The organism is Streptomyces sp. NPDC001220, from assembly GCF_053597895.1.
The window spans coordinates 119,619-144,906 of sequence record NZ_JBSFJE010000015.1 but is presented as its reverse complement, the minus strand read 5'-3'; the positions used below and the strand labels follow the sequence as shown (position 1 = coordinate 144,906).

The window sequence follows — 25,288 nt, the reverse complement described above, 5'->3', positions numbered from 1 at the left end:
GCCAACGGGCCCTGTTCGCTGCCTACGGGTGCTCAGCGCTGGTAGCGGGCCAGGACCAGGTTGCCGTCCTTCTCCAGGCGGTCGCGGAGTTCGTCGAGCCCGATGGCGCCGCTGTAGTACGACTGGAGGGCGGGGGTGGCCACCTTGTCCTTCCACTCCGGGTAGCCGCGGACCGTCTGGGCGGGGGCCGGACCGAGGTGGCCGGCCAGGGCGGTGCCGGTGGCCCAGCCGAACCTGGCGGTGTGCAGGGCCGGGTCCCGCAGGGCCTGGGTGCCGGTGGGCAGCATCCAGTCCCCGAGGGCGAGCCGGACCATGTTCTTCGGCCGGAGCAGGAAGTCGATGAACTCGGCGGCCGCCTTCTTGTGGTGACTGTCCTCCGCTATGGACAGCGTCTGCGGGCTGACGCCCTGGGCGAGTCCGTCGGCGCCGGCCGGGGCGGGCAGCACCTCCCAGTCGAAGCCCTTCGGCGCCTGCTGGACGATCTGCTGGCGGTAGGAGAAGCCGAGCGGGACCATCGCGTACCTGCCGCCGAAGAAGCCCGGCAGGGTGTCCGAGCCACCGCTGCCCAGCGTGGAGCCGGGTGCGCTGTGGTCGATGCCGACCTGGTCGTGGATGGTGCGCGGCACCACCTGGTCGGCGGCCTGGAAGCGCACGGCCACCTTCCCGTCGGCGCCCCGGTGGAAGAGCTGTCCGCCCGCCGACAGGGAGAGGTTGAGGGTGGCGGAGACGGGTTCCTTGAGAGGCCAGGCGACGCCGTACTTGCCGTCACCGCTGAGCTCCTTGGTGACCTGCCTGAACTCCGCCCAGCTCCAGGGCCGTCCGGGCGTCGGTATCCGCACCCCCGCCTTCGCGAGCCAGGTGCTGTTGGCGATCAGCACCCTCGGCTCCTGCAGGAACGGCACGCCGTAGATGCCGCCACCGAAGGTCGCCGCCTGCCAACTCCGCTGCGGTATGGCGGCCTTGAGCCGGGCGGGCAGCAGGTCGGCCAGGTCGGCGAGGTAGCCGCCGTAGGCGAAGTCGGCGAGGTCGTCGGAGGCGTCGTGGATGATGTCCGGGGCCTCACCGCCCTCGAAGGAGGTGAGCAGCTGGTCGTGGACGCTGTCCCAACTGCCCTGCACGTACTCGACCCTGACGTCCGGGTGGGTGGCGTTCCACTCCTTCACCAGCTCCTTGTTGGCCGCGACCGACTCCTCCTGCCAGGCCAGGGACTGGAAACGGAGGGTGATCGGGCCGCCGTCCGCCTTCCCGCCGGCCGAGCAGCCGGCGAGCAGGAGGAACAGGACGACGAGTGCCGCGCAGGCTCTGGTCCGCATCAGCTCTTCACCGCCCCGGTGAGCATGCCGCCGGTGATCCGCCGCTGGACGAGTGCGAAGACGAGCAGCGACGGCAGCGTGGCCAGGAAGGCGGCCGCGGCGAGGGGGCCGAGGTCGGCCACGCCCTCCGCGCCGATGAAGTGGGTGAGGACGACCGGCAGGGTCTGTTTCTCCGGTGTCTTCAGCAGCACCAGTGCGAAGAAGAACTCGTTCCACGCGGTGACGAAGGCGAACAGCCCGGTCGCCACGATCCCGGGGGCCAGCAGCGGACCCGTCACCGACACCAGCGTCCGCAGCCGCCCGGCCCCGTCCACGGCCGCCGCCTCCTCCAGTTCGACGGGGACCGCCCGGACATGGCCGACGAGCATCCACAGCGCGAACGGCAGCGCCCACACCACGTACACCATCACCAGCCCGAAAAGGGAGTCGATCAGCCGCAGGTGCTTCAGGACCAGGAACAACGGGATGATCACCAGCACGAACGGGAAGGCCTGGCTGACCACCACCCACCCGGTGGCCGCCCGGGACAGCGCCCCGCGCCGCCGGGCCATGGCGTACGCCATCGGGGTCGCGAGCACTACGGCGATCAGCGCGGCGCCGACCGCGGCGAGCAGGGAGTTGAGGCCGGCCCGCAGCAGCGGCTGTTCGTCGAAGGCCTGCCGGAAGTTGGCCAGGGTCGGGTGCCGGGGGATCCAGGTGGGGTGCAGACTGCCCAGCTCGGTGGGCGACTTGAAGGCGGTGGAGAGCAGCCACAGCAGCGGGAAGGCCAGGAAGACGAGGTAGCCGAGCAGGGCGGCGTACTGGGCGACGCGGGCGCCGGTGCGGGTCCTCACGCGTCCTCGCCTCCCCGCAGCCGACCCGCCAGGAAGACGGCGAGGAGCACCGCGATCACCGCGACCATCACGCACCCCATCGCCGCCGCGTACCCGAACTGGCCGTAGCGGAAGGCCTCTTCGTAGGCGAAGAGCATCGGCAGCCGGGTCTTGCCGCCGGGGCCGCCGTTGGTCAGGACGTAGACCAGGGCGAAGGAGTTGAAGTTCCAGATCAGGTTGAGCGCGGTGATGGCCAGGGCGACGGGTCTGAGGGCGGGCCAGGTGACCGTGCGGAAGCGGCGCCAGGCGCCGGCGCCGTCCACGGCCGCGGCCTCGTGCAGTTCGCGCGGGGTGTTCTGCACTCCGGCCAGCAGGGCGACCGTGGTCTGCGGCAGGCCGGCCCAGACGCCGACGACGATCACGGCGGGCAGGGCGCTGCCGAGGCCGCTCAGCCAGTCCCGGCCATCACCGAGGCCGAGGTCGTGCAGGGTCTCGTTGAGGATCCCGGCGTCCGGGTTGTAGACCAGCCGCCACATGATGCCGACCACGACCTCGGGCATCGCCCAGGGCACGATGGCCAGCGCGCGGGCCAGCCAGCGCAGCCGCAGCTCCTGGTTGAGGAGGAGGGCGAGACCGAGGGCGAGCAGGAACTGGGGCACGGTCACCCCGACGGCCCAGACCAGGCCGATCCGGAACGACTCCCAGAAGAGCGTGTCGTGCAGGAGGTCCTGGAAGTTGAGGCCGCCGATCCACCGGGTGGCGGCGGTCCGGCCCGACTGGGCGTCGGTGAAGGCCAGCAGGATCCCGTAGAGCAGCGGGCCGACGCTCAGCACGAGGATCGGGATCAGGGCCGGCAGAACCAGGAACCAGGCGCCGTGGCCGGTCAGGCGTGCGGCGGCCGGTCGCCGCGCGGTGGCCACGTTCGTCGCCAATGCCACGTCATCCCCCTTTGCGCGGCCCGGTCGGACCCGGTCATGGTCGTGAAGGCAGGTTGTCTCGTCAAGGCACCGCGCACACGCCGCGACCTCCGCGGATGCGAGACTGGCCGGCGGATGGCTGGAAGACGGCGCCGTGTGCACCCGCACAGCCGCGGGCGCGGGCACCGGGAGCGGAGGCGGACGATGGACGAGGCAAGGGCGCGGGACGTACTGGCCGCGGCGGGTGTGCTGCCCGGTGCGGCGGCTGACGCCTCGCTCCTCGCCCTGGGCGAGAACGCGGTGTTCGCCGCCGACGAGCTGGTGGTGAAGGTCGGCCGCGACGCCGAACTCCTCGACCGGGCCCGGCGTGAGCTGGAGATCGCCGGGTGGCTGGCGGAGGCGGGCGTCCCGGCCGTACGGGCCGCCGAGCCGAAGGCGCGGCTCGTGGACGGCCACCCGGTGACCGTGTGGCACCGGCTGGCGGATCCGGTACGGCCGGCCGAACCGCGCGATCTGGCCGAACTCCTGCGGATCGTGCACGCGCTGCCCGCTCCGCCCTTCGCGCTGCCGCCCCGCGAGCTGCTGGGCGGTGTGGAGCGCTGGCTGCGACTGGCCGGCGACGCGATCGACCCCGCGGACGCGGCCTATCTGCGGGAGCGCCGGGACGGCTTCGCGGCGGCCGCGGCCGCGCTGACACCGCGGCTGACTCCTGGGCCGATCCACGGAGACGCGCTGCCCCGCAATGTGCACGTCGGTCCGGACGGTCCGGTACTGGTCGACCTGGAGACCTTCTCGTCCGATCTGCGCGAGCACGACCTGGTGGTCATGGCACTCTCCCGGGACCGGTACGGGTTGCCGGCCGAGGCCTACGACTCGTTCGTCGGGGCCTATGGGTGGGACGTGCGGGAGTGGCAGGGGTGCGGCGTGCTGCGCGGCGCCCGGGAGACGGCCAGCTGCGCGTGGGTCGCCCAGCACGCACCGAGCAACCCGAAGGCGCTGGCAGAGTTCGAGCGCCGGGTGGCGTCGCTACGGGACGGCGACGAGTCGGTGCGCTGGTACCCCTTCTGAGCCGCGGCCGCTGAGGAGCGCCCCAACGGGGCGCGGGGCTGTATGGGATGTGCGGCTACCGCCGCGTGGTCGCGACCGGCCCCCACCGGCCCGCGGCGATAGAACTACGTAGCCGGTCCCGCACTCAGACGACGTCGGCCAACTCCCGCAACGGCCACGCCCCGTCCACCACCGCGTCGGCCTCTCCCTTGCGGCGCAGAAAGCCCTGGAAGTCCGCCGCCCACTCCGCGTACCACTCCACCTGGCGCCGGTGCAGCTCCGCCGGCCCGAGCGCCGCGATCTTCGGGTGCCGCTCGGCTATCGCACCGGCCAGGCGCGCCGCGGCGAGCGCGTCGGCCGACGCGTTGTGGGCGGCGGCGAGGGTCACGCCGTACTCGGCGCAGACCGCTTCGAGGTTGCGCTTGCCACGACGGTAGCGGTCGACCCAGCGGTCGATGGTGTACGGGTCGATGACCGGCGCGGGGTCGAGGCCGCCGAGGCGGTCGGAGAGGGACGGCAGGCCGTGCCGGCGCAGCTCCGCGGAGAGCAGGGTGAGGTCGAAGGTCGCGTTGTACGCGACGACCGGGACGCCTGTCTTCCAGTACCCGGTGAGGACGTCCGCGAGGGCGTCGGCGACCTGGTCGGCCGGGCGGCCCTCGGCCGTCGCCCGCTCGTTGCTGATGCCGTGCACGGCCACCGCGTCGGCCGGGATCTCCACGCCCGGATCCGCCAGCCATTCGCGGCGGCCCAGCTCCTGCCCGGCCCTGACCTCGATCACGGCGCCCGTGACGATACGCGCCTCGCGCGGATCCGTACCCGTCGTCTCCAGATCGAAGCCGATCAGGAGCTCTTGGTGCCAGCCCATGGGCGGTCCCCCTTCTTGGTGGTGCTTTCCCCCAGTGGTCTCCACCCTCGCATGCGCCACTGACAATCAGAGGACCGCGTTCCGCTTACCGCCGCGTCCGTCTCAGGACACAGGGCGCGAATCCGCCCAAGCCATTTCGAACTCCTCGCGGTAGGTCGGGAAGAGTCCCGCCTCCAGGACGTCGTCCGACTTGACCACCTTGTCGCCGTTGCGCAGGACCAGCACCGGCGACTCCATGCCCCGCGCCCCGCGCAGGTAGGACTGGACGACGGCGACACCGTCGGCACCGTCACCGTCGACCAGGTAGGCGGAGAAGCGGGGGGTGTCGTCGTAGACCTGGATCTCGAAGGCGCCGGGGTCGCGCAGCCGGGAGCGGACCCGGCGCATGTGGAGGATGTTCATCTCGACCGAACGGGAGAGTTCGCCCCGTTTCATCCCGAGCTCGCGCTCGCGGCGCTTGATGGCACTGGACGCGGGGTTGAGGAAGAGCAGGCGGACCCGGCAGCCGGTCTCGGCGAGCCGGACCAGGCGGCGGCCGGAGAAGTTCTGCACGAGCAGGTTGAGGCCGATGCCGATGGCGTCCAGCCGGCGGGCGCCGCCGAAGAGGTCCTCGGCCGGGAACTGGCGCATGAGCCGGACCCGGTCGGGGTGGACGGCGACGACGTCCGCGTAGCGGTCGCCCACCAGGTCCTCCACCGCGTCCACCGGCAGCCGGCGCGCGGAGGGCACGTCACCGCCCGCGCCGAGCATCTCCAGGAGCCGGGCGGAGGCCCGTTCGGCCTGGTTGAGGACGGCCTCGGAGAGCGCCCGGTTGCGCGAGACGACGTTACGGGTCACTTCCAGTTCGTCGAGGGCGAGTTCGACGTCCCGGCGTTCGTCGAAGTACGGCTCGAAGCACGGCCAGTGCTGCACCATCAGCTCGCGCAGCTGCGGCAGCGTCAGGAAGCTGATCACATTGTCGTCGGCCGGGTCCAGCAAGTAGCCCTTGCGACGGCTGACTTCGCGGACCGCGACCGCCCGCTGGACCCACTCCTGACCGGCCGGCCCGGCCGCGGCGACCACCCACTCGTCGCCGTGGACGGGTTCGTAGATGGGTCGCAGCACGGCGGCCACGACGGTACGCAGCCGCTGCTCGACCAGGTTCAGCCAGATGTAGGCACGGCCGGCCCGCTGGGCGCGCGTACGCACCTCCAGCCAGGCGTCGGCGTCCCAGTCCAGCTCCGGACCGATGGAGCCCGAGGCGTCCATCGGCCGGGCCAGGGACACCGCGCCGGGCGGGACGTCTGTGGAGTTCCCCTCGTGACCCTCGTCACCAGGGGGCAGCTCCAGGCCTCCCGAGCCCACCCGTGCACCGCCTTCCGCTCCCCCGAACCTACCCCGTGCCAACGATCAAGGAAGGGTACTCCGGGAGCGGTCGGCGGTGCAGCAGGATGGACAGGTCGTTTCTCAACTACCGTGTCCGGGCTGTCCGTTCTGATCAGCGAGGGCGGCCGGAGTGAGCGGATTCATAGCGGTGACATCCCGCGGGGCGATGGAGAAGCCCTGCCAGTGGACCGGCATGGGCTGCTGGTCCTCGTCCCGCGCGATGTGGTGGAAACCGACGTTCACCCAGACCACGGGGTTGGTGAGGGTCTGTCCGTTCACCCACTGGTCGACGGTCTTGGGGTGGCCGTTGGCACAGCCCGGGTTGTTGCTGGCGAACAGCTCGCACTTGTCGTACTGGGTGAAGTAGACGTCGTGCTTGGTGAAACCGTGACCCAGGTACTTGTTGCTGGCACCCGGCACGATCTCGTACGAACGGGCGTGCCCGTCCTTGTTCTTGCCGGCCGTGCTGACCACCCGCCACCACCGCATGTTCTTGTAGTCACCGGCGAGTTCCTTGGTGACGTTGGTGCGGGTGGTCTTGTTGCTGGGCGCCTCCTGGCCGTGCGCGGGTGCGCTGACCACCGAGTCGTACTGCTCGATGCGGCTCTTGGAGGAGCCGTCGAGGTCGAAGTCCAGCTTCCAGAAGACGTTGTGGCTGTGGCTGGTGGCGTACGCGTGGGCGCCCTTGCCGATCGGCCAGCCGCGGCCGTCCCCGGCGTCGTAGTCGCCCGGCGAGAGGCTGCCGGTGGCACCGATGTTCATGTTGATCGTGCCGTCGTCCTGGAACCGCCACTCGGTCATGTACTCGTACCAGCCGACCTTGTTGACGGTGTAGACCAGCAGGTCCTTGCCCTGCTGCTGGAACACCCGGTTGCCGGTGTCGGCCTGCATCCGGTACGCGTGGCCGCGCGAACGGGTGGTGGTGCACAGGCCGTTGACGTTCGGGTGGGCCGGGTCCCAGGCGTCGGGGACCTTGACGGTCTTGATGGTGCCGCCGGGGCACTCGGCCGCGTCGAGCGGCACCAGGCCCTGGGCGAAGCCGAAGCCGGTCAGGTCGTCGTACTCGACACTGCCGTCGTCGTAGGGGACGTCGATCTGGCCGAGGCGGGCGCTGGAGAGGACCTTGATGGGGGCCGACTCGCCCTTGGGCTGGTAGGAGATGTGCTCCAGGACCAGTCCGGCCTTGCTGTCGTAGCGCCAGCACATCCGCCAGGTGGTGCCGGTGGAGAGCTTCTGCTCGATCCGGTAGGCGGCGGAGCAGTCCCATGCGGGTGCGGCGGCCTGCTTGGGCTGGGCGGCGGCGGGTCCGGCCGCGGTGGTCGCGCCGGCGGCCAGCGCGGCCACGGACAGGCCCACGGCGGCCGTCCGGCGGGCGCGGCGGATTCTGTTCGGGTGCATGACGAAGTGACTCCTCGTACGGGAGATGCAGTCGAAAAAGGAGAGGGCGTTCGGGAAGGGCGAACGGGACCGGCGGCTCAGCGGCCGAGCTTGACGACCTTGCGCGCGCTCAGGTCGACGATCAGGGAACGGGCGTCGATCCAGGGCCCGTTCTTGACCTTCGGGAAGAGCCGCACGCAGCGGTGTTCGCCGCACTTGTCGAGCGCGGCCGGCTGGGCGCCCGGAGTGGCGCGGTAGACCGCGCTGTTGAGCAGCAGCTGCTGCTGCGGGGAGGTGAGGTCCTCGCCCGTGGCGTCCTTGAAGTCCGCCTTCAGGCCGGCGCCGAGCGGGTCGGCGACGAGCAGCTGGAGCGCCTCGACGTTCTCGTCGTGGCTGAGCGGCGGCTGGACGCCCTGCCGGGTGGTGGTCTGCTCGACCTTGCCGGTGTCCAGGTTGACGGTCCGGGTGACGAGGCTGTCGTCCCGGTAGTCGTAGAACGTCACGTCGGCACGCCGTGGCGCGTTCGTGGCGTCCAGTTCGTTCGCGTTCGGCTCGGCCAGGTCGACGCTGATCCGCTGCGGGCCGCGCCGGCCCTCGACGTTCTCCCCGGCGTTGAACATCTGCTTGGTCAGAGCGAGTTGTTCGACGCGCTTGGTCTCGTCGTCGGTCAGCGGGTCGCTGCCCGTGCCCTTCTTCCCCTCGGCCGGTGCCTGTTCCACCACGCCCGGCTTGACGGCGTCCGTGCCCCGCCCCGCCTGCTGCGCGGCGACCGGGCCGGTCCCGTCGCCCCCTCCCGAGTCGTCAGCCCCGGCCGTGCCCGGCAGGGTGATCCCGACCATCACGGCGGTCCCCGCAACCGCCAAGCCCGCACCGGCCACCACTTTGCCCAGATGGCGGTGCACTATCTTGCGCACATCTTCCCCCTACTCCCCCTTGGTCACAGGGAGTACGTGTTTGCCCCACTGGTTCGGCACACTTCGCCACATGGGCCGCTGTGTGCACTGGTCGCCGGGTAAGAGGGGTGTAAGTCACCTGGGGTTCCATTACTTTCGGGCAGACTCATGACCAAGGCGCCCCCGCGCGCAATGCACACCTGGAAGAGTCGACTTCATGCAGGTCTGGCCTGGAGAGGCATATCCGCTCGGTGCCACGTACGACGGCGCCGGGACCAACTTCGCGGTGTTCACGGAGACCGCGGACCGAGTGGAGCTGTGTCTGCTGCACGACGACGGCTCCGAGACGGCGGTCGAGCTGCGCGAGAGCGACGCCTTCGTGCGGCACGCGTACCTGCCGGGGGTGATGCCCGGGCAGCGTTACGGCTTCCGGGTGCACGGCCCGTACGACCCCGGACGCGGGCTGCGCTGCAACTCGGCGAAGCTGCTGCTCGACCCCTACGCGAAGGCGGTCAGCGGGTCGGTGCGCTGGGGCGAGGAGGTGTACGGCTACCACTTCGGCGACCCCGACAAGCGCAACGACCTCGACTCGGCCCCGCACACCATGACCTCGGTGGTGATCAACCCGTACTTCGACTGGGGCGACGACCGGCGGCCCCGCACCGAGTACCACCACACGGTGATCTACGAGGCCCATGTGAAGGGCCTGACCATGCGCCATCCGGGCCTGCCCGAGGAGCTGCGCGGCACCTACGCGGGTCTCGCGCACCCGGCCGTCATCGAGCACCTGACGGAGCTGGGCGTCACCGCGCTGGAGCTGATGCCCGTCCACCAGTTCGTGAACGACCACCGGCTGGTCGACATGGGCCTGAACAACTACTGGGGCTACAACACGATCGGCTTCTTCGCCCCGCACAACGCGTACGCCTCCTGGGGCGACCGCGGCCAGCAGGTCCTGGAGTTCAAGTCGGCGGTCCGGGCGCTGCACGAGGCCGGGATCGAGGTGATCCTGGACGTGGTCTACAACCACACCGCCGAGGGCAACCACCTGGGCCCGACGCTGTCCTTCCGGGGCCTGGACAACCCGTCGTACTACCGGCTGACCGACGACCCCCGCTACTACATGGACACGACCGGCACCGGGAACTCCCTGCTGATGCGGTCCCCGCACGTCCTCCAGATGATCATGGACTCGCTGCGCTACTGGGTCACCGAGATGCACGTCGACGGCTTCCGCTTCGACCTCGCGGCGACGCTGGCGAGGCAGTTCCACGAGGTGGACCGCCTTTCGTCGTTCTTCGACCTGGTGCAGCAGGACCCGGTGGTCTCCCAGGTGAAGCTGATCGCCGAGCCCTGGGACGTGGGCGAGGGCGGCTACCAGGTGGGCAACTTCCCGCCGCTGTGGACCGAGTGGAACGGCAAGTACCGCGACACCGTGCGCGACCTGTGGCGCGGCGAACCGCGCGCGCTCGCGGAGTTCGCGTCCCGGCTGACCGGCTCCTCCGACCTCTACCAGGACGACGGCCGCCGCCCGCTGGCCTCCATCAACTTCGTGACCTGCCACGACGGGTTCACCCTGCACGACCTCGTGTCGTACAACGACAAGCACAACGCGGCCAACGGCGAGGACAACCGGGACGGCGAGAGCCACAACCGCTCCTGGAACTGCGGGGTCGAGGGACACACCGACGACCCCGGGATCCTCGAACTGCGCGAGCGGCAGATGCGCAACTTCGTCGCCACGCTGATGCTCTCCCAGGGCGTGCCGATGATCGGCCACGGCGACGAGTTCGCGCGCACGCAGCAGGGCAACAACAACGCGTACTGCCAGGACAACGAGGTGTCCTGGGTGGACTGGCCGGCCCCCGAGGACGACAGCGGCCTGCTGGCCTTCACGCGCGCGATGGCGCGGCTGCGCAAGGAGCACCCGGTCTTCCGGCGCCGCCGCTTCTTCCACGGCCGGCCGGTGGAGGGCACCCACGACGAGCTCTCCGACATCGCCTGGTTCACCCCGGAGGGCCATGAGATGGCCCAGCAGGACTGGGGGTCGGCACAGGCGTCGGCCCTCACGGTGTTCCTCAACGGCAACGCGATCTCGGAACCGGGCACCCGCGGGGAGCGGATCGCCGACGACTCCTTCCTGCTCATGTTCAACGCCTCGCCCGAACCGCTGGAGTTCCTGGTTCCGGTGAACCACGGCCGCCAGTGGGAGGTGGTGGTGGACACGGCACGGGCCGAGGAGGTGCCGCCGGGGCCGAAGGTGGACGGCGGGGCACGCCTGACGTTGGTGGGACGGAGCCTGACCGTTCTGAAGAGGCCGGCGTAGAGGGCCCGCTCCGGTGGCCTGTTGTACGGGGGCGGGCCGGCGAGGGCTGGTCGCGCCCACGCGGCGGAGCCGCACACGGCTACAGCCCCGCCCCCCTACGGGGCGCTCTGCCGTACCCGGTGACAGAGAATCCGGCGGGGCGGGTACGTAGGTCTCCATGACAGCCGAGGGAATCCCCGCCACCGTGCCCACCTCCACCTACCGCCTCCAGCTCCAGCCCGACTTCCCCTTCTCGGCCGCCGAAGCCGCCGTGCCGTACCTCGCCTCGCTCGGTGTCTCCCACCTGCACCTCTCCCCCGTCCTGGAGGCCGTCCCGGGCTCCACGCACGGCTACGACGTCGTCGACCACGCGCGCGTGCGGGAGGAACTCGGCGGCGAGGAGGGGCTGCGCGCGCTCGCGCGGACCGCGCGCGGGCACGGTCTCGGGCTGGTCCTGGACATCGTGCCCAACCACATGGCCATGTCCCCCCGGCACAACCACGCCCTGTGGGAGGTCCTGCGGGAGGGTCCCGAGTCGCCGTACGCGCGCTGGTTCGACATCGACTGGGAGGCACAGGGCGGCCAGCTGCTGGTGCCGGTGCTCGGCGGCCCGGTCGGCGAGGTCCTCGGGCAGCTCGAGGTCGACGGCGACGTGCTGCGCTACCACGAGCACGCCTTCCCGCTCCGGGAGGGCACCGCGGACCTGCCGCTGCCGCGGCTGCTGGACGCCCAGTGGTACCGCCCGGTGTGGTGGCGGCTGGCCCGGACCGAGGTGAACTACCGGCGGTTCTTCAGCATCTCGGAGCTGATCGGGGTGCGGGTGGAGGACCCGGAGGTGTTCGGGGCCACGCACGCCAAGATCCTCCAGCTGCTGCACGAGGGGGTCGTGGACGGGCTGCGCGTCGACCACCCCGACGGGCTCGCCGACCCCGACGGTTATCTCGCGCGGCTGCACGAGGCGACCGGCGGGCGCTGGACGGTCGTGGAGAAGATCCTGGCCGACGGCGAGCGGCTGCCGGGCGCCTGGCCGGTCGCGGGGACCACCGGGTACGACGCGCTGCGGCAGGTGGACGGCCTGTTCACGGATCCGGTGGGCGCCCGTGAACTGCTCGACGGCTACCGGCGGTTCGCGGCCCCGCAGACGGACCGGGGCGGCGACTGGGCGGCGACCGTACGGCGGGCGGCGTACAAGGTGCTCACGCACGAGCTGGCGGCCGAGACGGACCGGCTGACCCGGGCCGCCACGCGCGTGTGCGCGACCTCTCCGGACCCCGCGCTGCGCGACCGGGCGCCCTGGGCGCTGCGCATCGCGCTGGAGGAGCTGCTGGTGCGGATGCGGGTGTACCGGCCGTACGCCTCCGGTGACGCGGCCGCCGTGGTCACCGAGCGGGCCGCGGAGGAGGCGCGGGCCGCCTTCGTGGTGCCCGAGGAGGGCGGGGCGGTGGACGCGGTGCGCGGGCTGCTGCTGGCGGGGGACGACGGGCCCGGGCCCGCGGAGTTCCGGACGCGCTTCGCGCAGACCTCTTCGGCGCTGCGCGCCAAGTCCGTGGAGGACACGGCGTTCTACCGCTACGTGCCGCTGCTGTCCGCGACCGAGGTGGGCGGTGATCCCGGCAGCCCCGGCGTCTCCCCCGACGACTTCCACGCGTACTGCGCGCGCGTACAGCGCGACTGGCCGCTCTCCGGGACGGTGGTGACGACCCACGACACCAAGCGCAGCGCCGACGTACGGGCGGCGCTGGCCGTGCTGACGGAGTGCCCGGAGCGGTGGGCGGACGTGCTGACCGAGGTGACCCGGGACGGGGCGGCCGTACCCGACGCGCAGCTGGCGTGGGCGGCCTGGCAGACGGTGTTCGGGCTCGGCCCGGCGGCTCCCGAGCGGGTGCAGGGGGCGCTGCTCAAGCACGTGCGGGAGGCCGGCCTGTACACGAGCTGGACGGAGCAGGAGCCGCCGTACGAGGAGGCGGTGGCCTCGTTCGTCGCGGCGGGGCCCTGCGGGGCGCCAGGAGAGCACGTGGCGGCCTTCCGGGCCTCGCTGGAGCCGCAGGTCCGGGCGAACGTCCTCGGCACGGCCCTGGTCCATCTGACGATGCCGGGGGTGCCGGACGTCTACCAGGGCACGGAGGGCGAGACCCGGGCGCTGGTGGACCCGGACAACCGGCGGCCGGTCTCCTTCCCGCCCGGGCACCCGGGCGAGAAGGACGCGGTGACGACGGCGGCGCTGCGGCTGCGGGCGCGGCGCCCGGGCGCCTTCGGTGACACGGCGACGTACGCGCCGCTGGCGGCCGAGGGCTCGGCCGCCGCGCACTGTCTGGCGTTCGCACGCTCCGGCGATGTGGTCACGGCGGTGACCCGGCTGTCGCTGCGGCTGGCCGCCGCGGGCGGCTGGCGGGACACGGTCCTGCCGCTGCCGCCGGGGCGGTGGGCGGACGTGCTGGCGCCGGAGCGGGAGTTCACGGGGCACGCGCGCGTGGCCGAGCTTTTCGAGCCGCTGCCGGTGGCGCTGCTGGAGCGCGTCGAGGGCGGGGTCGACGAAGACGAGGGGCGCTGAGGTCGCTGCGGACGCCGAGGTCGCCGAGGTCGCTGGGGGGGCCGAGGTCGCTGGGGCGCCGAGGGTCATATTCACTCGAACGGGTGAATATGAGGGTGGGGTGGGGGGTTGCCGAAACTCGTCGGGCGTCGGCCGCGTCCGTAAAGGCGTGCGGAGCCGTTCCGCGCCCCGTAATGGCTTCGCACTCCCACCGGCGCCCACCGCCCCGTCGGCCGACGGCGCACGCACCCGGACGCCCCCTGGAGCCTCCCCCGGGAGGTTCTTGACAGTTCACCTATGCCGTGCGGGACTGGGGAATGCGAAGCCGGGCGGACAAGTCGGGGGTGAGTCTCCTGCCGGAGCTGCGTTACCCCAGTGTTCCCGAACTGGTCGCGACCGCCCGGGCGTTGGCCGCTCACCGGCCCGGCCTGTGCACGTTGCGGCAGATCGGCGTCTCCCGCGCGGGCAGACCGCTGCACCTGCTGTCCGTGGGGCACGACCGGCGGGCGGTGCTGGTGGTCGCGGGCGCCCACGCCAACGAGCCGACCGGGGGCGGCACCCTCCAGGCACTCGCCGAACGGGTGCTCATGGAGCGGGACCTACGGGCGGAGACCTCCTGGCACTTCCTGCTGTGCGCGGACCCGGACGGGGCGAGCCTGCACGTCACCCCGGCACCGCGCAGCCTGCTGGACTACCACCACGGCTTCTACCGCCCGGCGGGTCCCGAACAGCCCGAGTGGTCGCCGTCGGTGCTGCCCCCGGACCGGCTGCCGCCCGAGACCCTGGCCCTGCTCGGGGTCATCGACGAACTGCGCCCCTACCTCCAGGTGACCCTGCACGGCACGGATCTGGGCGGCAGCTGGGTGCAGCTGACGAAGGACGTGCCCGGGCTCGCCGAGCCGTTCGCCAAGTCCGCGGCGGAGCTGCACATCCCGGTCGAGACGGGCGCCTCGGACGCCGCGGGCTGGCCGGCCTCCGGTCCCGGGGTCCGGGTGATGCCGGGTCCGGGGTCGGGGGTGGCCTATCCGAGCCTGCCGGACGACGCACGGCACAGCACCTGGTACCACGCGCACCGCTACGGCGGCCTGACGGCGGTGGTCGAGGTGCCGATGTGGGCGAGCGACCTGGTCGACGACCCGGCGCCGCACCCGGCACCGGCCGCGGCGATGCGGCGGCTGGCGGGCCGGCTGCTACGGGACTCGCAGGAGGTGGAGCGGGTGCTGACCGAGGCGCTGCCCCGGCTGGACGGGCTCCTGGACGGGCCGCTGCTGCGGGCGGCCCGCTGGGCGCTGGGGCTGATCCCCGGACTGGCCGAGGACTGGATCCGCCGGCCGCCGATCGACACCACGATGGCGTACGTCGGCAGCGTGGACGCCTTCGGACGGCGGCTGCCGTTGCGGGCGGCGTCGATGCTGCTGCGGGTGCTGCGGGAGGCGGACGACCGTGCGGTGCCGCGGCTGGAAGAGCTGGTGGCCTCCTGGTGCGACGCCTACGGGGAGCGCTTCCAAGCCCGCTGGGTGCCGTTGGAGCGCCAGGTGGAGCATCAGTCCAGGACGGTGCTGGCGGCCGCGCAGCACGCCCGTGAGCGGGCTGCGTGAGGCGCCGGGGCCGGGCCGGTGGACAGCCCCGGGAGCCGCACGCCGCCGCCGGGTTCAGCTGTCCAGGGCGAACACCGGTCCGGTGCGGGCCGCCATCCCGCAGGAGTTCGAGAACGTCTCGCGGTACTCGATCGGCCTGCCGTTCCACTGCCCGCGCGCCTGCGCGGTCACGGGGGCGTAGACCATCGGGCACATGGCGTTCCTGACCGGGGTGAGGCGCGCGATGTCTCCGCCCACCGTGTCGAGTTCGGCGCACGCCTCGGCAGCGCGGGAGTGCCCCTCGGGCGGGTCGCACAGCAGCAGCGTTCCGCTGGACCGGCCGTCCCCCTTGGTGACGGTCAGGTACAGGTAGTCGCCGCCGAGGGGGGCGCCGGGCGCGGCCTGGGCCGGGCCGGCGGCGAGGAGGGCGGCGGCCGCCAGCAGGGCGCCGCCGACCGCTGTCGCTCTGATCAGATGGGTCATTCCCGGTGCATCGGCACAACGGCCTCCGCGCCCCAGCCCGACTCACCCGAACGAGCGCGCACGCGCGCATGGCGTAGTGCCAGTTCGAAGGCGCTCAGGACCACCCGCGTCTGGTACTCGGCCTGGCGTGCGACCGGGATCCAGCGCGCGCCGAAGGCCTGGTGGTAGTCGGCGCACCAGTCGTCGATCAGCCGGTCCAGGTCGGGCAGGGCACCGGCGGGGTCGTGGCCGGTGCCGCGCAGCAGCCGGTGCAGCAGTCCGGCGGTGCGCAGGACCAGCCGGCGCCCGGCGATCCGCAGGGCGGCCAGATGGGCGGTGGTCAGCGGGGGCAGCGGGCGGGCACTGCCGGCGTCGGTACCGGGGTCCCAGGCGTCGGCGAGGCCCGGGCAGACGAGCAGGTAGTCGTCCACCGGCGCGAGCAGCCGGGCCGCGTCCGGCGCGGCGGACAGCTGGGGCCGGATCCGGGCCAGGACGCCCTCCAGGAGCCCGGTGTCGTGCCGCAGGGTCCGGCTGACGGCGCGCAGCGCGGCGTCCCGGTCGGCGGGCGGCGCGCCGTCCTGGACGGCGGCCACGCCCCACATGGGCGCCTCGACGATGGCGGTGACGGTGCCGTGCCGGTGCGGATGGAACCAGGTGGACTCGACGGCCGCCTCGGTGATGGCGGCGGCCAGACTGCCCGGGCGGGGCGGCGGCACCCGGTAGACGGCCGGGCCCAGGTTGGGCCAGTACAGGGTGTCGTAGGCGCCGAGTTCGCGCGGGATGCCGAGCCGGCTCGCGGTGTGCGCGAGGCGCGGGGCGAGGCCCGGCAGGTCGTCGGTCAGCTCGACGAAGCCGCCGCCGACGTCGACGCCGTGCAGCGAGCACTGGAGGAAGGGCCGCAGCTCGTCCTGGAGGTCAAGGAGCGCCCGCGTCTCGGGCAGCGCGACGGCGTCGGCCCCGTCGGGCAGCCATTCGGGCTGCTCGAGGAAGCCGGGCCGGAAGAAGTTCCGGAAGTAGTGGCCCAGCGTGTACGGCCCGGCCAGCCAGCCCTCGTTGCGGCGCGACCCGTCCGGGTCCAGGCACAGCAGCAGGTTCCAGGTGACGTCGGCGTCCTCGGTGAGCCGGGGGTCGGCGAGGACCCGGTCGGCGAGACGGAGCGCGGTGGCGCCGCCGACGGGTTCGTTGGCGTGCGGGCCGGCCACGACGAGGGCGTGCCGGCTGCCGTGACCGATCGAAAGCAGCCACAGCGGGGTGCCCGCGCGGGAGGTGCCGATCCGGCGCAGCCGGGCCTCCCGGGGGTGCTCGGCGACCAGCCCGGCCGCGCGCGTTTCCAGCTCGTCCACGGACGGATAGCGGAGGAGTGACGGCAGGACACACCTCCACGACGCGCCGTCGGTTCACATGATGTGCATGGTGCACGCACAGTCAGTCACGACTCGAGGGGTACGTCAACACCGTGGTGGACAAACGTTTTTCAGCCACTTGAGAGAAGGTGTGAACTCAGTGCGTCGAAAGCCGGAAGCACACCCGGCCGAAGCCGATCTGGTCGCCTTCGCTCACGACGGCGGCGCCGATCACCCGACGGCCGTTCACGGTCGTGCCGTTGGTGGAACCGAGGTCCCTGAGGACCCACAGGCCGCCCTGCCGGTGGAGTTCGGCGTGCACCCGGGAGACCGTCTCGTGGTTGAGCCGCAGCCCGTTGGCCGGGTCGCGGCCGATGCGCAGCGGATGCCCGGCGCCGGGATGCGGCAGCAGCAGCTTGGGCAGCCGCTCGGCCTGCCAGGCCCGGCGCAGCCGTACCGTGAAACCGGAGACGGCCTCGACGGTACCGAAGAGCACGCGCGCGAAGCGGCTCTCCTGGGGCAGGTCGGCGGTGAGCACGGCGAGTTCGTCCACGCGGCGGGCGGCGAGCGCCAGCTCCATACGGCGCACGAACGTGTCGTGCGACAGCCGTCCCATGGCGACGCCGTCACGCAGCACACTCAGCGCCTTCTCGCGCTCCGCGTCGGACAGCCGCGCGGGATAGGTGTTGAACTCGAAGGACGACGTCACGCTGCCGATTCTGGGTCAGTGAACCCCGGGTGTCCAGAAAACGGGGAAACGGCCGCCACGCGCGCGTACGTACGGCGACACCCGTCGGCAAAGCCGGGATTCAAAGCGGATTGATCTCTTTTCACGGCACGATGGACGGACTACCTCACGATGAGCCAGACGAAGGGGAACCGTCCGTGCAGTTCGAGGTGTGGGCACCGCAGGCAGACCGTGTGACGCTCCATTGCGACGGCGCAGCACAAGCGTTGGAGCCTGATCGGCGGCGACCGGGCTGGTGGGCCGGGGAGGCGGCCGCCGAGGACGGCACGCGCTACGGGTTCGCGCCGGACGACGGCCCGGTGCTGCCCGACCCGCGCTCGCGCCGCCAGCCGGACGGACCGGACGGGCTCAGCGCGGTCGTGGACCACGGACGGTACGCGTGGCGTGCCGCGTGGCCGGGTCGCGCGCTGCCGGGCGCGGTGTTCTACGAGCTGCACGTGGGCACGTACACCCCCGAGGGCACGCTCGACGCGGCCGCCGGGCGCCTGGAACACCTCAGGGAACTGGGCGTCACGCACGTGGAGTTGATGCCGCTCTGTCCGTTCCCGGGCCGGCACGGCTGGGGATACGAGGGGGTCTCGCTGTGGGCGGTGCACGAGCCGTACGGCGGCCCCGAGGCGCTGAAGCGCTTTGTCGACCGGGCGCACGGACTCGGGCTCGGTGTCGTCCTGGACGTGGTCCACAACCACCTCGGCCCGTCGGGCAACTACTTGCCCGCGTTCGGGCCGTACTTCACGGAGACGCACCACACGCCCTGGGGCGCGGCGGTCAACCTGGACGCGCCCGGTTCCGACGAGGTGCGCGCGTACCTGGTGGGCAGTGCGCTGGCCTGGCTGCGCGACTACCGGATCGACGGGCTGCGCCTGGACGCGGTGCACGCGCTGTGCGACACGCGCGCGTGCCACTTCCTGGAAGAGCTGTCGTCGGCCGTCGCCGGCCTGGCGGCCGAGTCGGGCCGGCCGTTGTTCCTGGTCGGCGAGTCCGACCTGAACGACCCGCGGGTCATCACCGCACGCGCGGCGCACGGGCTCGGCCTGGACGCGCAGTGGAACGACGACTTCCACCACGCCCTGCACACCGCGCTGACCGGCGAGTCCCAGGGCTACTACGCCGACTTCGCGCGCGCCCCCCTCGCCGCCGTCGCCAAGACCCTCACCGGCGGTTACTTCCACGACGGCACGTACTCCAGCTTCCGGGGCCGCCACCACGGCCGGCCGCTGGACCGGGCGCGGGTGGCCGGGCACCGGCTGCTCGGCTACACCCAGACGCACGACCAGATCGGCAACCGCGCCCAGGGCGACCGGCTTTCCGCCACCCTCCCGCCCGGCCTGCTGGCCTGCGCGGCCACGCTGACGCTCACGGCGCCCTTCACACCGATGCTGTTCATGGGCGAGGAGTGGGCGGCCGGCACCCCCTGGCAGTTCTTCACCGACCACACGGACCCGGATCTCGCGGAGGCCGTACGACGCGGCAGGCGGCGGGAGTTCGCGGCGCACGGGTGGGCCGAGGAGGACGTACCCGATCCGCAGGACCCGGCGACCAGGGACCGGTCCTGCCTGGACTGGTCGGAACCGGAACGCGAGCCGCACGCGCGCGTGCTGGCCTGGTACCGCCGGCTGATCGCCCTGCGCCACGAGCAGCCGGACCTCACCGACCCCGATCTCGCCGACACCAAGGTGGCCTACGACGAGGAGGCACGCTGGCTGGCGTTCCGGCGCGGTGACGTGCGGGTCGCCGTGAACCTGGGCAAGGAGCCGGCCGCCATCCCGCTGGGCACCGCCCGGGTCGAGGTCCTGGCCGCGTGGGACACCGTGACGGCACCGGACACCAACGGGCTGCTGCGGGTGCCGGGCGAGTCGTGCGTGGTACTGACCCAGGCATGAGCACGCGCGCGTACGTGGGGCACGGGCGTGGCGGGCACGCGCGCGTGCCTACGTCTCCTCGCCCGTGTCGTCCTCCCGGAGGTCCGACACGCGCTCGAGGAGAATCGCCTCCCAGGCGCGCCGGAGTTGGGTGCGCAGCAGGGGCAGGGGGCTGTCGTCGCGGCCTTCGAGGCGGTCGGTGAGGCGGATGACGGTGTCGCAGCGGGCGAGCCACAGGCCGCGCAGGCAGGGGCGGGCGCCGTAGCCGGCGAGGGTGGCCGCGCGGACGGCCGCGCCGGAGCCGACCGCGAGGGTGAGCCCGGCGATGTCCTCGGCGGGGTCGCCCACCGCCGCATCGGTCCAGTCGAGGACGCCGCGCACCCTGCCGTCGGCGCTGACCACCAGGTGCTCGCCCTTGAGGTCGTGGTGGGTCAGCACGGCAGTACCGGCCTGGGCGGCGAGCTGGGCGGCGCCCGCCGGGGTGAAGTGGAGCAGGGGTGCGGGGTCGAACTCGTCGGCGATGGCGAGGCGTTCGGCGGCGGGCACGGCCATCCGGCGCAGCGCCTCCAGGGAGCGCGGTGGGGTACGCGGCACGCCGAGCGTCTCGGCCTGCCGTGCCGGCACCTCGCGCAGCCCGGTGAGCAGCCCGGCCAGATCGGCCTCGCCGACCGCGGAGACGTCGTGCTCCTCGGCCGTACCGCCGGGGATCGCGGTGTCCAGCGTGTAGGTCAGCCCCGGCGCCCACTCGCCGTGCGCGACGCCGGCCGGCACGGCGACGGGCAGGTGCGGACGCACCAGGTCGCGCAGGCGCAGTTCGCGGCGCTGGCGTGCGGCGGCCTCGCGATCGGGCGCCAGGCGCAGCACGTACCGGGTGCCGACCCACCAGGTGGAGGACTCACCGCCCGCCGACACCGGCCGGACGTCGGGGCCCGGGGTGTCGGTCGCGCTCTCCTTGAGCAGCGAACGGACCAGTCGGCGGACGGTGTCCGCGGTGGGTGTCGGTGCCTGGGTCATGGATCGCGCCGTTGCCGTTCGGGGTGGGTTAGGTGCGAGAAGGTGCGCCGGGGCCGGGTCGGTCAGCCCACCATGACCATCTCGCGGGTGGTGTTGTTGAAACGACGCCCGCCCTCCTCGGTCACCGTGACGATGTCCTCGATCCGCACCCCGAAGCGGCCGGGCAGGTAGATGCCGGGCTCCACGGAGAAGCACATCCCGGGCACCAGCGGCTGCTCCTCGCCCTCGATCATGTACGGCGGCTCGTGCGTGGTGACGCCGATGCCGTGGCCGGTGCGGTGGATGAAGAACTCGCCGTACCCGGCGTCGGTGATGACCGCGCGGGCGGCCCGGTCGACCTCCTGGCAGGCGGCACCGGGCTGTACGGCCCGGAAGCCGGCCTCCTGGGCCGCGCGCACGATGTCGTGCACCTCGCGTTCCTCGGCGGTCGGCGGTCCCACGTGCACCGTTCGGGTGGTGTCGGAGCCGTAGCCGTCCTTGAGACCGCCGAAGTCGAGGACGACCATGTCGCCGTCCTGGATGACGCGGTCGCCGACCTCGTGGTGCGGGTTGGCGCCGTTGGGGCCGGAGCCGACGATGGTGAAGTCGACCTGTTCGTGACCGAAGCGGCGCAGCAGTTCGGCGAGGTCGTGGCCGACGTCGGACTCGCGGCGGCCGGCGAAGGGAACCTTGCGGATCTCCTCGAACGTCGCGTCGGCAGCCGCTCCGGCGGCGGCGAGGAGTTCGAGTTCGGCGGCGTCCTTGACGGCGCGGAGCATGGGCAGCGCGTCGGTGAGGGAGGCGTAGGAGGTGTCGGGGAGTGTCTTCTGCAGGCCCAGCAGGTGCATGGCCCAGGCGTTGTCGCTGATACCGAAGCGGCCGTCCTTGGCGAGCAGGCCGGCGGTGACGGTGTAGGGGTCGGTGCCGTCGGTCCAGTCCCGCAGGGTCAGGACGGACGCGCCGTCGGCCTTCTCGGCGTCGGGGGCCTCCAGGGTGGGGACGACCAGCACGGGGTCCTCGCCGGGGGTCAGGACGAGGAGGGTGAGCCGTTCGGTGACCGCGGTGGGGGTGTAGCCGGTGAGCCACACCATGTCGGGGCCGGGGGCGATCAGGAGGCCGGCGAGTCCGGCGTCGGCCGCGGTGTGTGCCGCGCGCGTCATGCGGGACTTGTAGTCGCCGGCGGTGAAGGGCGCGGGCGTGCTGCCGGTCATCCGAGCCTCCCTGTGCGGGTGAGGGGAGTGTAGGGGCCTCGGCATGCATCCTGCCGGGTGCGGCGTGGCCGCGCGAGCCGGTTTGGGTATGGCCGCCGTCGTGGGTTGCGGTCGTGCTGCCATGGCGGGTGGGTCGTGGCCGGTCGCGCCCACCCGGCGGAGCCGCACACGTACACAGCCCCGCGCCTCTTCGGGGCGCGTCCGTGCGGATGTTCTCAGGTGACGACGCCCGGCATCACCGTCAGCTGCTGGTAGCCCCCGCTCTCGTGGCGCACCGTGAGCTTGACCTCCTTGCCGGGGCGCGCCTCGGTCACCGCTCGTACCAGGTCGGCGGCGCTGTCGATGCGCCGGTCGCCGAGCTGGAGCAGTACGTCGCCCCGGACCAGCCCCGCCGTGTAGCCCGGACCCGGCACGTGGACGCCCACCACCAGCGCGCCCACCTTCTCGGCGTCCACGGCCTCCACGCCCAGGGTCGCGGCGGCCGTCCGCGCGGGGCCGGCGGTGGCGGACGGGGAGGGCCGGGCCGGCGTCGGAGGGGTGTGGCGCTGCAGTTCGGCCAGTCTGCTCATGCCGATCACCGTGGCGCCGGCCGTACCGAGTCCGACCCCGGTCAGCACCAGGACCGTACCGACGGACAGGCCGAACACCAGGGACCTGACCCGCCGGCCGCGGCGGCGTGCGGCGTGCGGGTGCCGGGCCGGGCCGGGTTCGGAGCCGTCGTGGCGCTCCTGACCGGGGATGGGCTTGGGACGCAAAGCGGTCTGTTCCATGGTTCGCCTCCAGCCGCAGCTCTACCCGGCGCACGCGGGCGTGACGAGACACGAACGAGTGAGACTGCCCCTGGGTCGATCGCGGGAAGCCTCAGCCCTCACCCGCGTCACCGGACCACCACCCGCCACGGCGGCGGCCGCCGCTCGCGCCTCGCGAGCGGGAGGACGGGTATGGCGGCCCCGCCGTCCGGCTCCGGGCCGGCCGCGTTGTCAGCGGCCGAGGCGGGCGCGGACCATGTTCACCATGGCGTTGACCTCATTGACGCGCATCATGCGCGCGAGGGGGATGAACAGGGCGATCAGTACGGTCGCTCCTGCGACGAGCGCGGTGAGCGCGGCAACGGTCGGGGGGTGAATCGCCGTCATCAGCCAGGCAGCGACCGATCCGGCTGCCAGGGATGCGGGAAGGCTGGCCCCGATGAGACGCGCGTAGGTTCGGATGACTTCACGGCCGTCGAGGTCGCCGCCGAGTCGGCTGCGCAGTCGTCTCCAGGCGACGCCGACGCCGATGACGTAGGCCAGGCCGTATGCGGTGGCCATGCCGGTCACGGCCCACCGCGCGGGCAGCAGGAGATAGGCGGCGAGAGATCCGCCGGCGTTCACGAGCGCGACGATGAGGGTGTTGAAGAAGGGCGTCCGGGTGTCTTCGTAGGCGTAGAAGCCGCGCAGTACCACGTATTGCACGGAGTACGGGATCAATCCCAGGGCGAAGGCCATCAGGACGAAGCCGATGTTGCGGGCGCCTTCCTCGCCGGCTCCGGCGTAGAGCAGCTGGATCAGGGGCACCCCCAGAGCGAGAAACGCGAAGGCGCAGGGCACGATGGCGACCGCCGATGTACGCAGGCCCTGCGAGATGTCGTCCCGGACTGCTCCGTGATCACCGTCTGCGGCTGCGCGGGCGATGCGGGGAAGGATGGCTGTCATCACGGAGACGGTGATGATGGCCTGCGGCATCTGCCACAGCAGGAGCGCGTAGTTGTATGCGGTGATGCCGGTGCCGGGGTGTCCGCCCTTCTCCGCGGTCGCGCCGGCGGCGGTGGCAAGTCGCGTGACGACGACCATGCCGGCTTGATTGACGAGCACGAACAGGAAGGTCCATTTCGCCAGGCCGAGAGCCTTCCCGAGGCCATGACCACGCCAGTCGAAGCGCAGACGGATCCGGAATCCCGAGTCGCGCAGGTAGGGGACCATGGCCAGCGCCTGGACCGCCAGCCCCAGAAGGGTGCCGAGGCCGAGCAGGCGTACTCCCTGCGGCGTGATCGTCGATGCCGACATGCCCGAGTGGTCAGCCGTGCCGAACACCCAGACGAACGACCCGAAAGCAGCGATGATCAGGATGTTGTTCAGGACGGGCGTCCACATCATGGCACCGAACCGCCCGCGCGCATTGAGGATCTGCCCCATCACCACGTGAATCCCCATGAAGAACATGGTGGGCAGGCAGAAACGGGCGAAGGCGACCGCGACACGCAGCTGGTCGGGGTGAGTGGCCATCGAGGGCGACATGACACGGATGAATTCCGGCGCCGCGACGACACATATCAGGGTGGTCGATCCGAGGAATGTGATGACCAGGGTGATGAGACGGTTGGCGTATGCGGCACCCCCGTCGGAGTCCTCTTTCATCGATCGCACCAGCTGCGGAATGAAGACCGCGTTGAGGGCCCCTCCGCCAACCAGCACGTAAATCATGGTGGGTAGCGTATTGGCCACCTGATAGGTGTCGTTGAGCGTTCCCACGCCTAGCGCGGCTCCCATGACCAGAGTGCGCAGAAAACCAGTCAAGCGTGACACCAGAGTTCCGGCCGCCATCAAAGCGCTGGACTTCACAAGACCGGGAGGCTGCTTACCGTCGGAGCTTTCGCCGGCGACCGGCACCGCCTCCGTCACGACCGGACTCATGGCCGAGGCAGAGTCGGACACCCGGCGAATCCGGAGTGTCTCGAAGTCGCGGGCAGCCCCGTCCGGCACGGCACGCCGGACGCGATCCCGCGGCCCGGGCTCCGGGGCGGCCCCGCGGCTGCCGTCACCTTCAACATTCATGCGTGATCCATCGCTCCGTATCTCCGGCCCCCACTGGGCAGCCACCCTACCGGCGCGGCAACTCCGGTACGCCCGCAGGATGTTGTGGTCAGCGTGCTCCGACTCGGCCGGGCCTGCCGATGTGACGTGGATCATCCCGGCCTCGGTGCCGCACTCCCCTTCTGCTACCAATATCCACTTCTATTGCGAAAACTTCGGGCGAGATACGGGTCAAGAAATATTAATTTTTGCCGCTTCCCGGCCACCCTGACCGGAAATAATCACTGGCAACCCCCGGGCGCCCCATAGATAGTTAGCGGCCGCACGTGAAATCAGGCAGAGTAAACCGCTTCTCCACGAGAGGAAAACAAATGCGCCGAATAGTGGCGACAGTCGCGGCGACGGGTTTCCTGTTCGCACTCGGAACGGGTGTCAGCGGGGCGGCAACGCCGACCAGCTCCGGGACCCACGAGCAGATCGTGAGCCCCAAAGCGAGCTACAGCTTCGCATGCACCCTGCCGCAAGGTAACTACGCCAACTACTCGTTCAGCGACGGAATCACATCCACCAGGATCTACTACAACAACCACTGTTCCAGTGGGATATACGTCAGGGTACACGTCGCCGCGGGCAGCTCCTGCTGGCTCACCCCGACCGGCAAGTCCAGCGCGGTCTTCGATGCCGGGGTGACGGGCATCACCGAAGGATGCTGAGAGTCCATTCTCTGCTGACGCAGCGGCGGATTTGAAAGTCACCCACGAACCCGTTTCAGTCCGGCCTCCGCTTTCACGGGCGGACTTGTCCCGACAGCGGGGAATCTGTCGGGTGCGCGGGCGGGTGCGGGACGGTCTCGCCGAGGCCGTCCCGCGAACGTGT

Annotated in this window: 20 protein-coding genes; 6 read left to right on the top strand and 14 right to left on the bottom strand. The window is 71.8% G+C overall.

All coding sequences use genetic code 11. The annotated features are described in order from the left end of the window. Window positions 1-32: 32 nt before the first annotated feature. Genes ACWDGI_RS32200 through ACWDGI_RS32190 form a run of 3 tightly spaced genes read right to left on the bottom strand, consistent with a single transcriptional unit; the run spans window position 33 to window position 3,057 of the window. Window positions 33-1,313, bottom strand: a complete 1,281-nt coding sequence (locus ACWDGI_RS32200) for an ABC transporter substrate-binding protein (protein WP_450765065.1) — start codon at window positions 1,311-1,313, stop codon at window positions 33-35. After that, on the bottom strand, window positions 1,313-2,146 hold the full coding sequence (locus ACWDGI_RS32195; protein ID WP_450765063.1) for a carbohydrate ABC transporter permease: 834 nt from the start codon (window positions 2,144-2,146) through the stop codon (window positions 1,313-1,315). The genes ACWDGI_RS32200 and ACWDGI_RS32195 overlap by 1 nt, the downstream gene beginning before the upstream one ends. Continuing rightward, window positions 2,143-3,057, bottom strand: coding sequence for a carbohydrate ABC transporter permease (locus ACWDGI_RS32190; protein WP_450765339.1), 915 nt, complete (start codon window positions 3,055-3,057; stop codon window positions 2,143-2,145). Before ACWDGI_RS32190 ends, ACWDGI_RS32195 begins: the two co-directional genes overlap by 4 nt. 189 nt (window positions 3,058-3,246) lie before the next feature. On the opposite strand from ACWDGI_RS32190, the gene ACWDGI_RS32185 reads away from it, so the two are divergent. Further along, complete coding sequence (locus ACWDGI_RS32185) at window positions 3,247-4,110, top strand: phosphotransferase enzyme family protein (RefSeq protein ID WP_450765061.1); 864 nt, start codon at window positions 3,247-3,249, stop codon at window positions 4,108-4,110. A gap of 124 nt (window positions 4,111-4,234) precedes the next feature. Here the strand turns inward: ACWDGI_RS32185 and ACWDGI_RS32180 are convergent, their stop codons facing one another. The 4 genes from ACWDGI_RS32180 to ACWDGI_RS32165 form a co-directional block, all read right to left on the bottom strand. Then, window positions 4,235-4,954: an exonuclease domain-containing protein gene (locus ACWDGI_RS32180; RefSeq protein ID WP_450765059.1), complete on the bottom strand. Its 720-nt coding sequence runs from the start codon at window positions 4,952-4,954 to the stop codon at window positions 4,235-4,237. A 102-nt stretch (window positions 4,955-5,056) separates the two neighbouring features. Further along, the gene (locus tag ACWDGI_RS32175; RefSeq protein WP_450765057.1) at window positions 5,057-6,298 is read right to left on the bottom strand and encodes an SAV2148 family HEPN domain-containing protein; all 1,242 of its coding nucleotides are present in this window, start codon (window positions 6,296-6,298) and stop codon (window positions 5,057-5,059) included. Window positions 6,299-6,400: 102 nt separating this feature from the next. After that, the gene (locus ACWDGI_RS32170; protein ID WP_450765055.1) at window positions 6,401-7,717 is read right to left on the bottom strand and encodes a copper amine oxidase; all 1,317 of its coding nucleotides are present in this window, start codon (window positions 7,715-7,717) and stop codon (window positions 6,401-6,403) included. Window positions 7,718-7,794: 77 nt separating this feature from the next. Next, window positions 7,795-8,610 (bottom strand): Tat pathway signal sequence domain protein, encoded by an 816-nt coding sequence (locus tag ACWDGI_RS32165; protein ID WP_450765053.1) that lies wholly within the window; start codon window positions 8,608-8,610, stop codon window positions 7,795-7,797. A 196-nt stretch (window positions 8,611-8,806) separates the two neighbouring features. Here ACWDGI_RS32165 and glgX point away from each other — a divergent pair, with 196 nt between their 5' ends. The 3 genes from glgX (at window position 8,807) to ACWDGI_RS32150 (ending at window position 15,022) form a co-directional block, all read left to right on the top strand. Further along, a complete protein-coding gene (gene glgX, locus ACWDGI_RS32160) occupies window positions 8,807-10,915 on the top strand; it encodes a glycogen debranching protein GlgX (RefSeq protein ID WP_450765051.1) in 2,109 nt (702 codons plus the stop codon). Between the two features lie 157 nt (window positions 10,916-11,072). Beyond that, window positions 11,073-13,445 carry a malto-oligosyltrehalose synthase gene (treY, locus tag ACWDGI_RS32155; RefSeq protein ID WP_450765049.1) on the top strand — a complete coding sequence of 791 codons (2,373 nt, stop codon included), beginning with the start codon at window positions 11,073-11,075 and terminating at the stop codon, window positions 13,443-13,445. 323 nt (window positions 13,446-13,768) lie between these two features. Further along, window positions 13,769-15,022: a M14 family zinc carboxypeptidase gene (locus tag ACWDGI_RS32150; RefSeq protein ID WP_450765047.1), complete on the top strand. Its 1,254-nt coding sequence runs from the start codon at window positions 13,769-13,771 to the stop codon at window positions 15,020-15,022. A 54-nt stretch (window positions 15,023-15,076) separates the two neighbouring features. On the opposite strand, the gene ACWDGI_RS32145 is transcribed toward ACWDGI_RS32150, so the two are convergent. The 3 genes from ACWDGI_RS32145 to ACWDGI_RS32135 form a co-directional block, all read right to left on the bottom strand. Next, window positions 15,077-15,484, bottom strand: a complete 408-nt coding sequence (locus tag ACWDGI_RS32145) for an SSI family serine proteinase inhibitor (RefSeq protein WP_450765045.1) — start codon at window positions 15,482-15,484, stop codon at window positions 15,077-15,079. After that, a complete protein-coding gene (locus ACWDGI_RS32140) occupies window positions 15,481-16,806 on the bottom strand; it encodes a M14 family zinc carboxypeptidase (RefSeq protein ID WP_450765043.1) in 1,326 nt (441 codons plus the stop codon). The genes ACWDGI_RS32145 and ACWDGI_RS32140 overlap by 4 nt, the downstream gene beginning before the upstream one ends. Window positions 16,807-16,963: 157 nt before the next feature. Further along, a complete protein-coding gene (locus tag ACWDGI_RS32135; protein ID WP_450765041.1) occupies window positions 16,964-17,515 on the bottom strand; it encodes an FHA domain-containing protein in 552 nt (183 codons plus the stop codon). A gap of 176 nt (window positions 17,516-17,691) precedes the next feature. Between ACWDGI_RS32135 and treZ the strand changes: the two genes are divergently transcribed. Next, the gene (gene treZ, locus ACWDGI_RS32130; RefSeq protein ID WP_450765039.1) at window positions 17,692-19,437 is read left to right on the top strand and encodes a malto-oligosyltrehalose trehalohydrolase; all 1,746 of its coding nucleotides are present in this window, start codon (window positions 17,692-17,694) and stop codon (window positions 19,435-19,437) included. A 48-nt stretch (window positions 19,438-19,485) separates the two neighbouring features. Here the strand turns inward: treZ and ACWDGI_RS32125 are convergent, their stop codons facing one another. From ACWDGI_RS32125 to murJ, 4 genes are all read right to left on the bottom strand, one after another. Further along, complete coding sequence (locus tag ACWDGI_RS32125) at window positions 19,486-20,430, bottom strand: aminoglycoside phosphotransferase family protein (RefSeq protein ID WP_450765037.1); 945 nt, start codon at window positions 20,428-20,430, stop codon at window positions 19,486-19,488. A 62-nt stretch (window positions 20,431-20,492) separates the two neighbouring features. Next, window positions 20,493-21,620 (bottom strand): aminopeptidase P family protein, encoded by a 1,128-nt coding sequence (locus ACWDGI_RS32120; RefSeq protein ID WP_450765035.1) that lies wholly within the window; start codon window positions 21,618-21,620, stop codon window positions 20,493-20,495. A gap of 215 nt (window positions 21,621-21,835) precedes the next feature. Further along, window positions 21,836-22,390 (bottom strand): PDZ domain-containing protein, encoded by a 555-nt coding sequence (locus tag ACWDGI_RS32115; protein WP_450765033.1) that lies wholly within the window; start codon window positions 22,388-22,390, stop codon window positions 21,836-21,838. Between the two features lie 210 nt (window positions 22,391-22,600). Continuing rightward, window positions 22,601-24,433 carry a murein biosynthesis integral membrane protein MurJ gene (gene murJ, locus ACWDGI_RS32110; RefSeq protein WP_450765031.1) on the bottom strand — a complete coding sequence of 611 codons (1,833 nt, stop codon included), beginning with the start codon at window positions 24,431-24,433 and terminating at the stop codon, window positions 22,601-22,603. Window positions 24,434-24,783: 350 nt separating this feature from the next. Between murJ and ACWDGI_RS32105 the strand changes: the two genes are divergently transcribed. Continuing rightward, window positions 24,784-25,125: a hypothetical protein gene (locus ACWDGI_RS32105; RefSeq protein WP_450765029.1), complete on the top strand. Its 342-nt coding sequence runs from the start codon at window positions 24,784-24,786 to the stop codon at window positions 25,123-25,125. Window positions 25,126-25,288: the final 163 nt, after the last annotated feature.

What these genes read in the sequence shown, in the direction of transcription:
- ACWDGI_RS32200 (WP_450765065.1), bottom strand. Translation starts at nt 1,313, where the DNA reads ATGCGGACCAGAGCCTGCGCGGCACTCGTCGTCCTGTTCCTCCTGCTC.
- ACWDGI_RS32185 (WP_450765061.1), top strand. Translation starts at nt 3,247, where the DNA reads ATGGACGAGGCAAGGGCGCGGGACGTACTGGCCGCGGCGGGTGTGCTG.
- ACWDGI_RS32180 (WP_450765059.1), bottom strand. Translation starts at nt 4,954, where the DNA reads ATGGGCTGGCACCAAGAGCTCCTGATCGGCTTCGATCTGGAGACGACG.
- ACWDGI_RS32170 (WP_450765055.1), bottom strand. Translation starts at nt 7,717, where the DNA reads ATGCACCCGAACAGAATCCGCCGCGCCCGCCGGACGGCCGCCGTGGGC.
- glgX (WP_450765051.1), top strand. Translation starts at nt 8,807, where the DNA reads ATGCAGGTCTGGCCTGGAGAGGCATATCCGCTCGGTGCCACGTACGAC.
- treY (WP_450765049.1), top strand. Translation starts at nt 11,073, where the DNA reads ATGACAGCCGAGGGAATCCCCGCCACCGTGCCCACCTCCACCTACCGC.
- ACWDGI_RS32145 (WP_450765045.1), bottom strand. Translation starts at nt 15,484, where the DNA reads ATGACCCATCTGATCAGAGCGACAGCGGTCGGCGGCGCCCTGCTGGCG.
- ACWDGI_RS32125 (WP_450765037.1), bottom strand. Translation starts at nt 20,430, where the DNA reads ATGACCCAGGCACCGACACCCACCGCGGACACCGTCCGCCGACTGGTC.
- ACWDGI_RS32120 (WP_450765035.1), bottom strand. Translation starts at nt 21,620, where the DNA reads ATGACCGGCAGCACGCCCGCGCCCTTCACCGCCGGCGACTACAAGTCC.
- ACWDGI_RS32115 (WP_450765033.1), bottom strand. Translation starts at nt 22,390, where the DNA reads ATGGAACAGACCGCTTTGCGTCCCAAGCCCATCCCCGGTCAGGAGCGC.
- murJ (WP_450765031.1), bottom strand. Translation starts at nt 24,433, where the DNA reads ATGAATGTTGAAGGTGACGGCAGCCGCGGGGCCGCCCCGGAGCCCGGG.
- ACWDGI_RS32105 (WP_450765029.1), top strand. Translation starts at nt 24,784, where the DNA reads ATGCGCCGAATAGTGGCGACAGTCGCGGCGACGGGTTTCCTGTTCGCA.